A 15,622-nucleotide genomic window follows, 5' to 3' on the forward strand; every position below is an offset into this window, starting at 1 on the left:
TTTTAGCTTTATTTGGTGTCTTTGGTGTGATTACGCGGTTTTACTGGGGTTTTCGCATGTTTTATTTCTGAAATACCAGACCTGACAGGTTACAAAAACCCGTCAGGTCATCACAAATTAGTAAAAGCATACCTATATATAGTATAATTCCGGTAATCTTTAAACTCTAAAAACTTGTCGAATGGAAATATCATCAAAAAAGCCTAATTTAAATCAATGTAAAATATTTGAATTATACTACCTATATATATTGTATGTCTTTCTCTAAACTTTTATATTTGCGCTTTATAAATTTAATATATGATAAAGATTACATTACCCGATGGTTCGGTAAAGGAGTTTGCACAAGGTGTAACTCCGATGGATGTTGCCAAAAGCATTAGTGAAGGATTGGCTCGAAATGTTATTTCGGCTTCTTTTAATGGTACAACAGTTGAAACCACGACCGAATTAACCACGGACGGTGCTCTTGTATTGTATACCTGGAATGATAAAGAAGGTAAAAAAGCGTTCTGGCATTCCACTTCACACGTAATGGCGCAAGCTTTACAGGAAATGTATCCGGGTGTTAAACTAACAATTGGTCCGGCTATTGACAATGGTTTTTACTATGACGTCGATTTTGGTGATCAAAGAATTACCGACGCCGACTTTAAAGCTATTGAAGATCGTGTTCTTGCCATTTCAAAAGAAAAACACGAATTTAAAATGCGTTCTGCAACAAAAGCCGAGGCATTGGAATTTTACGCAAAAGAAAACAATCCGTATAAAACAGAATTAATCGAGAACCTGGAAGATGGAACGATTACTTTCTGTGATCATGCTACGTTTACCGACTTATGTCGTGGTGGTCATATTCCGAATACCGGAATCATCAAAGCCATGAAAATATTATCGGTTGCCGGAGCCTATTGGAGAGGTGATGAAAAAAACAAGCAGTTAACCCGTGTTTACGGTATTTCATTCCCAAAACAAAAAGATCTAACCGATTATTTGGAATTACTGGAAGAAGCCAAACGTCGTGACCACAGAAAACTTGGAAAAGAACTGGAATTATTCCATTTCTCCCAACGTGTAGGACAAGGTCTTCCATTATGGTTGCCAAAAGGAGCCGCTTTACGCGATCGTTTGGAGCAATTCCTTAAAAAAGCGCAGAAAAAAGCCGGATACGAACAAGTTGTTTCGCCACATATCGGACAAAAAGAACTTTATGTGACTTCCGGACACTACGCTAAATATGGAGCCGACAGTTTCCAGCCGATTCATACACCGGCTGAAGGAGAGGAATTTTTATTAAAACCAATGAACTGTCCGCATCACTGTGAAATCTATAATGCAAAACCGTGGAGTTATAAAGACCTTCCGAAGCGTTATGCTGAATTCGGAACCGTATACCGTTACGAACAAAGTGGTGAATTACATGGATTAACCCGTGTTCGCGGATTTACTCAGGATGATGCGCACATTTTCTGTACGCCGGAACAATTGGATGCTGAGTTTAAAAACGTAATTGACCTGGTACTTTACGTATTTGGTTCTTTGGGTTTTGAAAACTTTACCGCTCAGATTTCATTACGTGATCCGGAAAAACCGGAAAAATATATTGGATCGGATGACAACTGGGATAAAGCCGAGAACGCGATTATCAATGCCGCCAAAGAAAAAGGACTGAATACGACAGTAGAATACGGAGAAGCCGCTTTCTACGGTCCGAAACTGGACTTTATGGTAAAAGATGCTTTGGGAAGAAGCTGGCAATTAGGAACTATTCAGGTGGATTACAACTTACCGGAGCGTTTCGATTTGACGTATAAAGGTTCTGATAATGAGCTACATCGCCCGGTAATGATTCACCGTGCACCATTCGGATCGATGGAGCGTTTTATCGCGATTTTACTAGAGCATACTGGAGGAAATTTCCCACTTTGGCTAATGCCGGAGCAGGCTATAATCCTGTCTTTGAGCGAGAAATATGAAAATTATGCCAAAAAAGTTTTAGATTTGCTAGAAAATCACGAAATTCGCGCCCTAATTGATAATCGTAACGAAACGATTGGTAAGAAAATCCGGGAAGCTGAAGTTCAGAAATTACCGTTTATGCTGATTGTTGGAGAAGAAGAAGAAAAGAACGGTACGATTTCGGTTCGTCGTCACGGCGATTCCGGAAAATCAAATCAGACCATGACAATTGAACAATTTGCTTCTTTAGTACAAGAAGAAATTAATAAGACATTAAAATCATTCTAAGTTTAACTTAAATTTTTAGAGCCATAGCAATTAGAAACAACAGGGGCTTTCAGCCCAGAGTAGAAAAAAAGGATCCGCACAGAACAAACAATGCTATCCGTGTTCCTGAGGTTCGCCTTGTAGGAGAGAACATCGAGCCAGGTGTTTACAAAACATCTCAGGCCTTACAAATGGCAGAAGAGCAAGAATTGGATTTGGTTGAAATCTCTCCCAATGCCGCTCCTCCGGTTTGTAAAATAATGGATTACAAAAAGTTTCTTTACGAACAAAAGAAGCGGGATAAAATGCTAAAAGCTAAATCTTCGCAAATTGTTGTAAAAGAGATTCGCTTTGGACCTCAGACAGATGAACACGATTATGAGTTCAAGAAAAAGAACGCTGAAAAATTCCTGAAAGAAGGATCAAAATTAAAAGCGTTCGTATTCTTTAAAGGACGTTCGATCATCTATAAAGAGCAAGGACAGATTTTATTATTACGTCTTGCTCAGGATCTTGAAGAATTCGGAAAAGTGGAAGCACTTCCGGTACTTGAAGGTAAGCGTATGATTATGTTCATTGCACCTAAAAAGAAAAAGCAATAAGCGACTTCTTTTTACCATTTTAATCAACGGGCTTTTAGAGTCCCTGATATAGTATTGCAGTTTGTTTTTTCAGATTGTAATCAAAATAATAAGTAAGATAAATCTAATACCTAGGAAGAAAATGCCTAAAATGAAAACTAAATCTAGTGCTAAGAAACGTTTTAAAGTTACTGGCTCTGGAAAAATCAAGAGAAAGCACGCTTTTAAAAGTCACATTTTGACTAAAAAATCTAAAAAGCGTAAATTAGCTTTAACTCACGCGGCTTTGGTTCACCCATCTGACGTGAAGAGTGTAAAAGAACAATTAAGAATTATCTAATCGTTCTTTCGGTTAAAACAATTTAATAACCCTGGAGCAGTGCCTGGAATCCTAGTATTCTACAAGAACCTGAAAAGGTCGCCTGCTACAAAAACAATTTAAGAATTATGCCAAGATCAGTAAATTCAGTTGCTTCAAGAGCTAGAAGAAAAAGAGTATTGAAGCAAGCCAAAGGATTCTTTGGAAGACGTAAAAACGTTTGGACAGTAGCGAAAAACGCGGTTGAAAAAGCAATGCAATATGCTTACCGTGGAAGAAAGCAAAAAAAGAGAAATTTCCGTGCATTATGGATTATGCGTATTAACGCTGGTGCACGTTTACACGGAATGAGTTATTCTCAATTCATGGGTAAAATCAAAGCTAACAACATCGAATTGAACCGTAAAGTTCTTGCCGATTTAGCAATGAACCACCCTGAGGCTTTCGCAGCTATCGTAACTAAAATTAAATAAAAAACGTTTGTTAAACATATTTATCTTACTTATTACAAAGCCCATTCTTACGAATGGGTTTTTTGTTTTAGTGAACGTCAGAAACATTTCGGTTTCTTTATAATTGTACTACCTTTGTCGCCTATTGTATTCAAATGAAAAAAGATATTTCTTCCGGCACTGCCAAAACCTTACATCCGCGTAACCAACACAACAGTCGTTACGATTTTGATTTCCTGATTTCGGTCTATCCCGAACTGGAAGCCTATACCACCACTACTCCGTTTGGTGATACGAGTATTGATTTTGCCAATCCCGATGCCGTTAGAATGCTTAATAAAGGTCTTTTAAAGGCGTATTACGCGATCGATTACTGGGAACTTCCCAAAACCAACCTTTGTCCTCCTATCCCGGGACGTGCCGATTATATCCATTATATCGCGGATATTTTAGCCGAAAACAATTCCGGAAAAATCCCAACCGGGAATACGGTACGTATCCTCGATATCGGAACCGGTGCCAGTTGTATTTATCCGATCATTGGTCATCAGGAATATGGATGGTCATTTATTGGGACAGAAGTAGACAAACCAGCTAAGAATACAGCCGAAACGATCGTTTTAAAAAATCCGAATCTTAAAAATGAGATTCTCCTTCGTTTACAACCCAGCAAGCGTCAGGTTTTTAAAAATATCATTGGTGAAACAGAACAATTCGATTTTACGATTTGCAATCCGCCATTCCACGATTCGAGAGAAGCAGCTACAAAAGGAACCGAACGAAAGCTCAAAAACCTCGGAAAAAATACAGCCGGAAAACCAGTGCTTAACTTTAGCGGACAAAATAACGAATTATGGTGTGAAGGCGGCGAACGCGCGTTTATCACAAACATGATTTATGAAAGCGTACACTTCCAATCGCAATGCCTGTGGTTTTCGACTTTGGTTTCCAAAAATGAAAATCTAAAAGCGTTGTATTCCGTTTTAAAGAAAGTCAAAGCCGTAACGGTAAAGACTGTCAATATGGAACAGGGAAATAAAGTAACGCGTATCCTGGTTTGGTCGTTTCAGGACGAAAACCGACAAAAAAATTGGAGCGCCGATCGATTCAACAGTTCGAAATAGAAGTATAATCCAGTTTTAAAAGATCGACATACCGGTTTTGGTTGTGAGTAGCTCAAGCGCATTCATCCCCAGTTCCGAATTTCCTTTTTCGTTTAATCGCGGACTCCAGGTTGTAACGGTAAAATTTTTAGGATATAATGCCGCAATACCACCACCGATTCCGCTTTTACCCGGCAATCCTACTTTATAAGTAAACTCGCCGGATTCGTCGTAAAAACCACACATTTGCATCAGTGCGTTTAATCGTTTTGCCTGACTTTGTGTAAGCACCTGCTGACCGCTTTTGGTGATTCCGCCATTGGCAAAAAAGAAAAAAGCATGTGCCAGTTCTTTACAGCTCATTTCAATAGAACACTGAAAAAAGTAAAAATCCAAAACGGTGTCTACATCGTTTTCGATATTGCCAAATGATTTGATAAAATTGGCCAAAGCCACATTCCGAAATCCGGTTTGTTTTTCTGATTCGGCCACACTACGGTTAAAGTCAATATTCGGACTTCCGGACAAAGTTCGAACAAAATCCAGAAATTCTTTTTTAGGATCTTTTAATTGCGACACCAGCATATCGGCCACCACAATCGCTCCGGCATTAATAAACGGATTGCGCGGTATTCCTTTTTCGTATTCCAACTGAACAAGCGAATTAAACGGATTCCCGGAAGGTTCTACTCCTACCCGTTCCCACATACGCTCGCCCAATAACGAAAATGCCATCGCAACCGTTAGTGTTTTGGAAATACTCTGAATGGAGAATTTTTCGTCACTATTCCCAATACCAAAATCATCACCATTGAGTGTTGTAAGGTGCATTCCGAACTTATCGGGATCAATTTTAGCCAATTCGGGAATGGTTTCCGTAACAGTTCCGGTCACCGGTAATCGTTTTATTTGTTGGTATATTTCCTGAAGAATGGCCGTATAATTCATGCGTTCGCTTTAATTGAACCACAAAAATATGCTTTTTCCTAAAAACTGTCGTTATTGAAACGACAAACTATCGAGACTGACAATCTTGTTCTGGATGGCATAAACCACCAATCCGGCCACATTTTTAGAATCGGTCTTCAACAACAGATTGTTACGATGCCCTTCTACAGTTCTTGGACTAATAAACAATTTTTCGGCGATCTCGTTTGTATTCATCTGACCACAGATCAGTCGGAGAATTTCGATTTCCCGATTCGTCAGATAATCTTCATCCAGATTGGTTTTGGATTTTTTCTGTTCAAGAATCATGTTCTCATTCACTACCTGCATCACAAAATCGTTGTAGTAAAAACCTTTATCCATCACCTCATTAATGGTAAACAGCATTTCGATTGGTGACGCATTTTTAACCAGATAGGATGCCGCACCAACCTGAACCATATTGGCAATAAACGGTTTGGAATCGTAACTGGTGAGCGCGATAATTTTGATTTGCGGATACCGGCGATGAATGAATTTGGTCGCTTCGACACCGTTTACCATAGGCATTTTAAGATCCATCAAAATAATATCGGGCAAACGTTGCTCGTTCAGATTTAGGTAATCTATCAGTTCCCCGCCATTGGACGCTTCAAAAAGTATTTCGAAGTTTTTTTCCCGTTGCAGGATAAAAGCTATTCCTTTTCGGAATAAGGCTTCATCGTCGACTAAAATAATTTTGATCATAGGTGCTAAAAATTTATTGTGACATGAATTCCCTTATTAATTTCGCTTTCTACGCGTAGTTCTCCTTCCAACATTGCAACCCGACTTTCGATATTTTTCATTCCCAAGCCAGCCAGTTTTTTAATATCGCTGGTATCAAAACCGCTACCGTTATCGGAATAATTGCAATAAAAACCATTATTATCCTTCGTAAAAACAATCGCAATCCGGGATGCTTTTCCATGCCGCAGTGAATTGTTGATCAATTCTTGTAAAATTCTAAAAATATGCAAGTGCTGTTCGACCGGAAGCGTATCAAAAGTCCGTTGTTTTGCATCGTTACTATATTCAATTTGTATGGCACCGCCACTACTTTGCTGACAAAGTTCGTCGATGGCCGCATGTAATCCGAATTTGTCTAATATTGGCGGTAATAAATTATGGGCGATCGTACGGGAACTTTCCAATACGACACCCGTGGTGGAAATAATATTTCCGGTTATTTCTTGTACTTCGGCAGGCGATAAATCAGCTGAAGTTAGCAAATGGCTGTTTAGCGTAATAATATTAAGCTTGGAACTGATATCGTCGTGCAAATCCTGAGCAATTCGCTCCCGTTCCTTTTCCTGTGTAAGAATGGTAGCCTGCAACAGTTTTTTCTGGTAATCGATTTCAAGATCTTTCTTTTCGAGTTCCTTCTGGATGATTTTTTTCCGGGAATAATACACAAAAAACAATACGGCGATAATCATCAGGACAAACGCGATAAACGTATAGATTACCGCACTGATTATTTCCATATCTTTTGGATTGAGATTATTCATAGACTTCGTTTTTTTTCAGGGAACGCTTTCGCCATTCGATAAAGATAAACAGTTGATAGATTACCACAAGAGTTGCATTTAACAACCAGACCACATTTCGGGATTCGAGTTGTAAGGTGTTGATCAGATTTCCGGAAAGAAACAACACCGTGCTTCCGAACAAATACACCAATATACCGGTATTGATATAGTAATAGCGCTTTTCCTTATTTAACAGGTTATAAAAATGAAACATCGAATAAATAATGATCAAATATGATGTAATAAAAATTTCGAATAGATTAAAGCGAAAAAACAGCTCTTTATCGGTTAGATATTGTATTCCGAGAACGCATAAACACGTCATTAAACAAGTTCGTACGATTCGTCGTTGCACTTTCTGCTCCAGAATTTCCAGATAAAAGAAACTTAAAAACACCATTTGCAGGATAAAATAGAAATGCGACAGGAACAAATTATGAATTCCGTTGTTTTTAAGCAAGCTGGTAAAAAACTGGATTATTGCGATAACCAGCAAATAAAGGGTAACTATTTTATAGGCTTTTTCTTCCTTCCGGTAATTTTTCAAATACAACAGCAGATTGATTCCCGAAAACAGATACCCTAAATAAATGATATAATTAATCAAAAGCAGCGTTTTTTATTCTCCACTGATAAAGGGAGCTTTTTTATTACACATACTTGGGCAAGGTTCTGAAAAATCATAAATATAAAAACCTTTGTTTTCATCGATCATATCATTACCATCGGCATCGACTCCAACGATCATTAGTTTTTCCACATGGTCTTCGTCGACTCCCAAATAGGCTCTTACATTGACAACGCCACATTCGCTCATTACCTCTGTAAAGTCAATTCCCGGGACTAAAAATGCCTTTAATTTATGGTGCCCTACATAGTCACCTTTTTTTTTCTTCCATCTGTCGGCCCACTCCTGAGCAGTGTCCAAAGTAATCGTATTTTTTGCCATATATAAGTGATTAAGTTCCGTGTAAAAATAATACTATTAATTTTTATTTTCAATGATTCCGTTAAAAATAATCGCAATTTATCACACTTTGTTATACAAAAGTAATCAAATCATAAATAAATAGTAAAAAATCAAACATTTAAGAAAAAAATGTTATACAAATTGTGCAAAAAAAAGCCTTCCGGTTTAGGAAGACTTTATATCGGTATATGCTAAAAGCAGACCTATCAAAAAGCTAGGTTTTTAGTTTTTTCTTTCTGGCCGCCGGAAATAATACATTATTTAAAATCAGGCGATAACCCGGAGAATTCGGATGCAAATCCAAAACCGTAGGCGCATCCCCTACGCGGTGCTCATAATCTTCCGGATCATGGCCACCGTAAAATGTAAACATTCCTTTTCCTCTTGTACCGTGAATGTAACGCGCTTCACCATTGGCCTTATTTTCACCCATCACCAACACGCTCGATTTGATTCGTTCGCTATCGAATGCGGTTGTTTGTCCCATAAAACCTTTGATCAATTGTGTATGATTCTGGCACAGCATACTTGGAATCGGATCCCATTTGGCCGAATATTCCATCAGTGAAAAATAATCGTTATCCGGTAGTACTTTTCGTTTGCGCGACATATCGATATCCGAAAACTCATAAACCATCGGATTTCTTTCCAGGATAAAATCTTTAAAGGCAAAACTTTTATTATAATCGATCCGCGATTGGTAATTAGCATCACTATCGTCGCCATCGAACATTGGTTCGCAAATATCCACACCTTCGGCTGACAAAGCAATATCGAAACTATCGGTTGCCGAACACATCGCAAACATAAAACCACCACCAATCACAAAATCGCGGATTTTATTGGCTACGGCCAGTTTTTCCTGTGAAACTTTACTAAAACCCAGTTTCTTAGCCAGTGCTTCGGCATCTCTTTTCTGTTCAATATACCAGGGTGCGTTGCGATAGGCTCCAAAAAATTTACCATATTGTCCGGTAAAGTCCTCGTGATGCAAATGCAACCAATCGTATAGCAATAAAGCATCGCTTAATACTTCTTCGTCATAAATGGCGGTAAACGGAATCTCGGCATAGGTGAGCACCAAGGTCACGGCATCATCCCACGGTTGTTTTCCCTTTGGCGTATACACCGCTATTTTGGGTGCTTTTTCAAGTACCACGGTTTCCATATTCTGAGAAGGTGAACTGATATCTTCCAAAATACCATTGGTTTGCCCGTCGGAAAGCACTTCAAAAGTAACCCCGCGGATCTGGCATTCTTTTCGGATTTCCGACGCATCCGGCAATAAAAACGAACCGCCACGATAATTGAGTAACCAACTCACTTTATAATGTTTGTCCAATGCCCAATACGTAATTCCGTAGGCTTTCAGATGATTTTGCTGTCCTTCGGCTTCCATCGGCAATAAAATAAAAGCCGCTTTTGCCGACAAAGAAACCAACATTAGTGCTATGATATATAGGGTATTTCGAAGACGCATTCCTGTATTTTTATTTTCAAAGATAAACTATTTCAAAAACAAAAGGGCATAAAAAAAGGCCTGCCAGAGCAGACCTTATACTATTTTTAGAACGGCACATCACTGTCGTCGTCGAAATTATTCATATTACTACCAAATGCTTCGTTGGCCGATGGCAGGTTTTTGGTGATAAATGCCGTTTCATCCATATTCATACGGGAAGGCAATTCGTCGAAAGGCGAGCTAAAGTCATCCAGGTTGTCGAATTTACCGAGATTTCCGATAAATTTCAAACGGATATTATCCAATCCCCCGTTACGGTGTTTTGCAACGATAAACTCGGCCTGACCTTGTGTTGGTGAACGCTCTTCGTCGTCCCACTCGTCAATTTTATAATATTCCGGTCGGTAAATAAACGATACGATATCGGCATCCTGCTCGATCGCTCCGGACTCCCTTAAGTCGGAAAGTAACGGACGTTTACTGGCACCACGGGTTTCTACGGCACGCGATAACTGCGACAGGGCGATTACCGGTACATTTAACTCTTTTGCGAGGGCTTTTAAGTTTCGGGAAATCGTCGAAATCTCCTGCTCCCTGTTTCCGCCGCCTTTACCACCACCACCGGCAGTCATTAACTGAAGGTAATCGATAACGATCATTTTAATTCCATATTGCGAAGCCAGACGTCTCGCCTTGGCCCGAAGGTCAAAAATGGAAAGTGACGGGGTATCATCAATATATAAAGGTGCTTTTTCGAGGTTCTTCACCTTGATGGAAAGCTGTTCCCATTCGTGTTTTTCAAGTTTACCGGTACGCAATTTTTCCGAAGATAAACCGGTTTCGGAAGAGATCAAACGGGTGATCAACTGTACGGATGACATCTCCAGAGAGAATAAAGCCACGGGCGCACCGGCGTCGATAGCCATATTACGCGCCATCGAAAGTACGAAAGCCGTTTTACCCATACCCGGACGTGCTGCAATAATGATCAAATCCGATGGCTGCCAACCGGATGTTAGTTTATCCAGATCGTGAAACCCAGTTGGGATTCCACTTAATCCTTCTTTATTGGAAATTTCCTCGATTCGTTTTTTCGCCTGAATTACCAAACTCTGCGCCGTTTCGGAACTACGTTTGATATTTCCCTGTGTTACTTCATACAGTTTTGACTCGGCTTTGTCCAGCAAATCGAATACATCGGTCGTTTCGTCGTAACTTTCTTCGATAATCTCATTTGAGATTTTGATCAGACTTCGCTGGATGTATTTTTGCAGAATAATACGCGAGTGAAATTCGATGTGTGCCGAAGATGAAATTTTCTGGGTTAATTGAATCAGGTAGAAATCACCACCGGATAACTCCAGTTTTGCGTTTTTCTTTAACTGCGCCGATACCGTTAATAAGTCAATCGGCTGTGTGTCGTTAAAAAGTTCAACAATCGCCTCAAAGATGTATTTGTGTGCATCTTTATAAAAAGCATCGGGTTGAAGGATGTCAATAACCTCATCCACACCTTTTTTATCGATCATCATCGCGCCCAAAACCGCTTCTTCCAGGTCTAATGCCTGAGGTGGCAATTTTCCTTTTTCGAGGTTAATGATGGTTGTTTTGTCAACGCGAATAGGATTTATGTTTTTGAGGTTTTCCATACTGCTAAGGTAGCCATTTTTTAGGTAATACTAATTTGAATTGTGAGCAATGAATGTTTATAACCCATCTAAAAATGTTGATAAGCCAAAAAAAAATCCGAAGTTGTAAGACTTCGGATGATTGTATTTGTAAGTAATTGAATTTATTCTTTGAACTCACCCATTTTGCTGTATTTATCCATACGCTGTTCAATCAATTCTTCTGTTGATAAGTCTTTTAACTCATTATATCCTTTCAGGATATATTGTTCAACGGTTTTGAAAGTTGTATCACGGTCGTAATGTGCGCCGCCAAGCGGTTCCGGGATAATATCGTCGATAAGTTTTTGTTTTTTCATATCATACGATGTCAGTTTTAATGCTTCAGCAGCCTGCTCTTTGTATTCCCAGCTTCTCCATAGGATAGACGAACAGGATTCCGGAGAGATAACCGAGTACCAGGTGTTTTCCAACATGTATACTTTATCACCCACACCAATTCCCAAAGCACCACCGGAAGCACCTTCACCAACAATAACGGTGATGATTGGCACTTTAAGACGGATCATTTCGAAAATATTTCTGGCAATGGCTTCCCCTTGTCCTCTTTCTTCCGCTTCCAATCCTGGGTATGCACCCGGAGTATCCACTAAAGTAACTACAGGGATTCCGAACTTCTCAGCCATTTTCATCAAACGAAGCGCTTTACGATATCCTTCCGGATTGGCCATACCGAAGTTACGGTATTGTCTGGTTTTGGTATTGTATCCTTTTTGTTGTCCGACAATCATAAACGACTGACCACCGATTTTACCCAAACCACCGATCATCGCTTTATCGTCTTTTACTCCTCTGTCTCCGAAAAGTTCCAGAAAAGTGTCCCCACAAAGGGCTCTAACGTGATCCATAGTATAAGGTCTGCTTGGATGTCTGGACAACTGAACGCGTTGCCATGCCGTTAGATTTTTATAGATATTCCTTTTGGTTTCTTCTAATTTTTTCTCGATTTGCTTGCAAGTATTTGATACGTCAACATCCGATTCAAGGCCGATGATCTGGCATTTATCCAGTTGATCTTCAAGTTCTTTAATAGGAAGTTCAAAATCTAAATATTCCATTTTTTTATACCTTTTTGGGTTTAGTTTGCCTACAAAGATAAATTATCATTTTATATTGTAGTAACAATTTATTAATTTGTTTTTATTTTTTTATAGTTCTTGGCTACGCCGTTCAGGATTACTGTAAGCAGGATTATAGCTGCTCCGACATAAAACGACGGGCTCATTTTTTCTTTATCCTGAAAGACCAGAACCGCCAGGATTATCCCATAAATCGGTTCCAGATTGATCGTTAACATCACCGTATACGGACTCAGGTATTTCATCACTTTTACCGAAGCCAGAAAGGCATAGGCCGTACAGATCGATCCCAATACCAAAAGCCAGATACAATCGGATAACGAGAGCGAAAAAAACGACGGTGTAAAATAACCTCTAAACAACATATAGAGGGTTAAAAATCCAACGCCGCCTAACAATTCGTAAAACGTAATCACGGAGGCTTCGTGTTTTTGGGCGAATTTTCCGTTGATCACTGAAAATAATGCCGATAAAAAAGCGGATGTCAATGCCAGCATAATCCCCTGTACATGGTCGCCTTCGACATTAAAGATAATCCCCAGTCCAACAATTACGACAAGACCGAATAATACCTCATACCAGATCATTTTCCGACCGTAGAAGATCGGTTCCAGAAAGGAGGCAAAAAAGGCACCGGTAGATAGGCAAGCCAGCGTTACAGAGATATTGGAGACTTTAATCGCCATAAAAAATGTAAGCCAGTGCAAGGCAATAACGAGTCCGCCAAGCAGAAAACCCGCCAGTATTTTTCCCGAGGCTCCGATGGGTCTTTTCCGAACCAGCAAAAACAGGAAAACCAGCAGCAAAGCGATCATCATCCGATACCATACCAATGGTAGCGCATCCAATGAAATCAGTCCGCCTAAAATAGCAGTGAATCCCCAGATAAAAACAATTAAATGGAGATGTAGGTAACTTTTAATATTATCGTTTGGCATTTCTAAGGAGATAAATAGCTAAGATTCCGAATACGACATTGGAAAACCATACGGCTACCAACGGCGGCACGCTGGATTTTTCGGCCAGTGTCGCAAAAATCTTATCGAAGAAAATAAAGGTAAAGGCAATTGCAATACCCAATGCCAGGTTCACTCCCATTCCACCTCTTCTTTTCATCGAAGAAACAGAAACGGCAATAATCGTAAGGATAAAAGCCGAAACCGGGATACTGTATTTTTTATATTTTACGACCAGATAGGTGTTAATATTGGGCGACCCGCGTTGTTTTTCTTTTTCAATAAAACGGTTTAACTCGCCCAGATTCATGGTTTCGGCCACATATACTACCGGAGTAAGATCCTCCAGATCGAAGTCCATTTTCATTTCCTTATGATCGCGTTTTTCGAGTATATCATTCAGCTCTCCTATAGTTCGTTTGGAATAATTGTACAAGGTATACGTACTGTCCTTCGGATTCCATTTAATCCGACTGGCATTAATTTTATACTCCAATTGATTTCCTTTGAATTTCTCCAGCGTAAAGTTGAAAGCCACCTTTGATTCGTAATTAAAATTACTCACATAGATAAACTCATTTTTACTGATTTGCCGGTAAACGTCCTGGTTTTCCCTGACGGTAGGACTATTGGAGAGGTAATTGTAACGAAAATCATTAAATCCCTGACTGGCTTTAGGCACCAGAAAGAAGCCCATTACGAGCGAAAACAACGATACAAGGGTTGCTCCGATAATATAGGGTCGCAAAAAGCGGGTAAAGGAAATTCCGGAACTTAAAATGGCTATAATTTCGGTATTATTGGCCAGTTTGGACGTAAACCAGATTACCGATAAAAACAGGAATATCGGAAAAAGCAGGTTGGCAAAATATATTGTAAAGTCGTAATAGTATTTTAAAATCGCTGTTAGCGGAACTTTGTTCGCCAGCATTTTATTGATCTTTTCGGAAACGTCGATTACAATCCCGATCGGGATAAACATCAATAACATTACCGAAAATGTTACCAGGTAACGTTTTAAAATATATTTGTCAATTATTCTCATCCGGGTTATCGAAAATTAAAGTTGTCGTTCGGATTATAAACGTTGGCTCATTTGTTTTACCATTTTTTCTTTCCACTGATAGAAATCACCGGCTAAGATATGTTTTCTGGCTTCGCGTACCAACCACATATAGAAACCAAGGTTGTGAATCGTCGCAATCTGTTTCCCTAAATATTCGTTAGCGGCAAACAAATGGCGTAAATAGGCTTTTGAATATTCCGTATCTACAAAGGTGATTCCCATTTCATCGATTGGAGAGAAATCGGCTTCCCATTTTTTGTTTTTGATATTGATGGAACCGTTAGCCGTAAACAGCATTCCGTTACGGGCATTACGGGTTGGCATTACACAGTCGAACATATCGATTCCCAATGCGATGTTTTCCAAGATATTAATTGGAGTTCCAACACCCATCAGGTACCGCGGTTTGTCTTCCGGCAAAATAGCCGTTACGACTTCGGTCATAGCATACATTTCTTCTGCCGGTTCTCCAACAGAAAGTCCGCCGATGGCATTTCCTTGTGCGCCAACACTGGCGATATATTCTGCCGACTGCTGGCGTAAATCTTTATAAGTACTTCCCTGAACAATCGGGAAAAATGTTTGTTCGTAGCCGTATTTAAACGGTAATTTATCCAAATGTGCAATACAACGATCCAACCAACGGTGGGTCATATGCATCGAACGTTTGGCATAACGGTAATCGCACGGATACGGTGTACATTCATCAAAAGCCATGATGATGTCGGCACCGATTGTACGTTGGATTTCCATTACATTTTCGGGTGAAAAGAAGTGATACGAACCATCGATATGCGATTTGAACTTCACTCCTTCTTCTTTGATTTTACGATTGGAAGAAAGCGAATACACCTGATAACCGCCACTATCCGTAAGAATATTGCGATCCCAGTTCATGAATTTATGCAAACCGCCGGCTTTTTCAAGAATTTCCGTTTGCGGGCGCAGGTATAAATGATAGGTATTTCCTAAAATAATATCGGGATTAATATCGTTTTTCAATTCACGCTGGTGTACTCCTTTTACGGAAGCCACCGTTCCTACTGGCATAAATATTGGTGTTTCAATTACACCGTGATCGGTAGTTATACTTCCCGCTCTTGCTTTGGACAACGGGTCTTTCTGTACTAAATCGAACTTCATAATTACTTTTTACAATCGGCAAAGATAATCGAATTCGACAATTGAACAGGAGGTTACTTAGAAAATATTAACGATTATT

16 protein-coding genes are annotated in these 15,622 nt (G+C 39.5%); 5 read left to right on the forward strand and 11 right to left on the reverse strand.

Going from position 1 to position 15,622, the window contains the following annotated elements:
* Positions 1-300: 300 nt before the first annotated feature.
* The 5 genes from thrS (at position 301) to rlmF (ending at position 4,702) form a co-directional block, all read left to right on the forward strand.
* The gene (gene thrS, locus AAFN64_RS13140; protein WP_300491417.1) at positions 301-2,247 is read left to right on the forward strand and encodes a threonine--tRNA ligase; all 1,947 of its coding nucleotides are present in this window, start codon (positions 301-303) and stop codon (positions 2,245-2,247) included.
* A 29-nt stretch (positions 2,248-2,276) separates the two neighbouring features.
* Positions 2,277-2,828 (forward strand): translation initiation factor IF-3, encoded by a 552-nt coding sequence (infC, locus tag AAFN64_RS13145; protein ID WP_300491419.1) that lies wholly within the window; start codon positions 2,277-2,279, stop codon positions 2,826-2,828.
* 121 nt (positions 2,829-2,949) lie between these two features.
* A complete protein-coding gene (gene rpmI, locus AAFN64_RS13150; RefSeq protein ID WP_136403190.1) occupies positions 2,950-3,147 on the forward strand; it encodes a 50S ribosomal protein L35 in 198 nt (65 codons plus the stop codon).
* A 107-nt stretch (positions 3,148-3,254) separates the two neighbouring features.
* A complete protein-coding gene (gene rplT, locus AAFN64_RS13155; RefSeq protein ID WP_136403191.1) occupies positions 3,255-3,599 on the forward strand; it encodes a 50S ribosomal protein L20 in 345 nt (114 codons plus the stop codon).
* A 134-nt stretch (positions 3,600-3,733) separates the two neighbouring features.
* Positions 3,734-4,702 carry a 23S rRNA (adenine(1618)-N(6))-methyltransferase RlmF gene (gene rlmF / locus AAFN64_RS13160; RefSeq protein ID WP_347760752.1) on the forward strand — a complete coding sequence of 323 codons (969 nt, stop codon included), beginning with the start codon at positions 3,734-3,736 and terminating at the stop codon, positions 4,700-4,702.
* Between the two features lie 15 nt (positions 4,703-4,717).
* Here the strand turns inward: rlmF and AAFN64_RS13165 are convergent, their stop codons facing one another.
* The 11 genes from AAFN64_RS13165 to tgt all read right to left on the reverse strand — a co-directional run bounded on the left by AAFN64_RS13165 (position 4,718) and on the right by tgt (position 15,543).
* Positions 4,718-5,629, reverse strand: a complete 912-nt coding sequence (locus AAFN64_RS13165; RefSeq protein ID WP_347760753.1) for a glutaminase — start codon at positions 5,627-5,629, stop codon at positions 4,718-4,720.
* Between the two features lie 51 nt (positions 5,630-5,680).
* Entirely contained in the window at positions 5,681-6,355 is a 675-nt protein-coding gene (locus AAFN64_RS13170) for a response regulator transcription factor (protein WP_300488465.1), read from the reverse strand.
* A gap of 5 nt (positions 6,356-6,360) precedes the next feature.
* Entirely contained in the window at positions 6,361-7,158 is a 798-nt protein-coding gene (locus AAFN64_RS13175) for an ATP-binding protein (protein ID WP_300488468.1), read from the reverse strand.
* Positions 7,151-7,786 (reverse strand): hypothetical protein, encoded by a 636-nt coding sequence (locus AAFN64_RS13180; RefSeq protein ID WP_300488471.1) that lies wholly within the window; start codon positions 7,784-7,786, stop codon positions 7,151-7,153. Before AAFN64_RS13180 ends, AAFN64_RS13175 begins: the two co-directional genes overlap by 8 nt.
* Before the next feature lie 12 nt (positions 7,787-7,798).
* Positions 7,799-8,128, reverse strand: a complete 330-nt coding sequence (locus AAFN64_RS13185; RefSeq protein WP_300488474.1) for a hypothetical protein — start codon at positions 8,126-8,128, stop codon at positions 7,799-7,801.
* Between the two features lie 235 nt (positions 8,129-8,363).
* Positions 8,364-9,629 (reverse strand): asparagine synthetase B, encoded by a 1,266-nt coding sequence (locus AAFN64_RS13190; protein ID WP_300488477.1) that lies wholly within the window; start codon positions 9,627-9,629, stop codon positions 8,364-8,366.
* Positions 9,630-9,715: 86 nt separating this feature from the next.
* A complete protein-coding gene (gene dnaB / locus AAFN64_RS13195) occupies positions 9,716-11,260 on the reverse strand; it encodes a replicative DNA helicase (protein WP_300488479.1) in 1,545 nt (514 codons plus the stop codon).
* 143 nt (positions 11,261-11,403) lie between these two features.
* A complete protein-coding gene (locus tag AAFN64_RS13200) occupies positions 11,404-12,357 on the reverse strand; it encodes an acetyl-CoA carboxylase carboxyltransferase subunit alpha (RefSeq protein ID WP_300488481.1) in 954 nt (317 codons plus the stop codon).
* Between the two features lie 71 nt (positions 12,358-12,428).
* On the reverse strand, positions 12,429-13,316 hold the full coding sequence (locus tag AAFN64_RS13205; RefSeq protein ID WP_347760754.1) for a DMT family transporter: 888 nt from the start codon (positions 13,314-13,316) through the stop codon (positions 12,429-12,431).
* A complete protein-coding gene (locus AAFN64_RS13210; RefSeq protein WP_300488486.1) occupies positions 13,303-14,379 on the reverse strand; it encodes an LptF/LptG family permease in 1,077 nt (358 codons plus the stop codon). Before AAFN64_RS13210 ends, AAFN64_RS13205 begins: the two co-directional genes overlap by 14 nt.
* Before the next feature lie 33 nt (positions 14,380-14,412).
* Complete coding sequence (tgt, locus tag AAFN64_RS13215; RefSeq protein ID WP_300488489.1) at positions 14,413-15,543, reverse strand: tRNA guanosine(34) transglycosylase Tgt; 1,131 nt, start codon at positions 15,541-15,543, stop codon at positions 14,413-14,415.
* Positions 15,544-15,622 lie beyond the last annotated feature (79 nt).

The sequence above is a fragment of the Flavobacterium sp. CAU 1735 genome, from assembly GCF_039888695.1.
In the GTDB taxonomy this organism is placed as follows: domain Bacteria; phylum Bacteroidota; class Bacteroidia; order Flavobacteriales; family Flavobacteriaceae; genus Flavobacterium.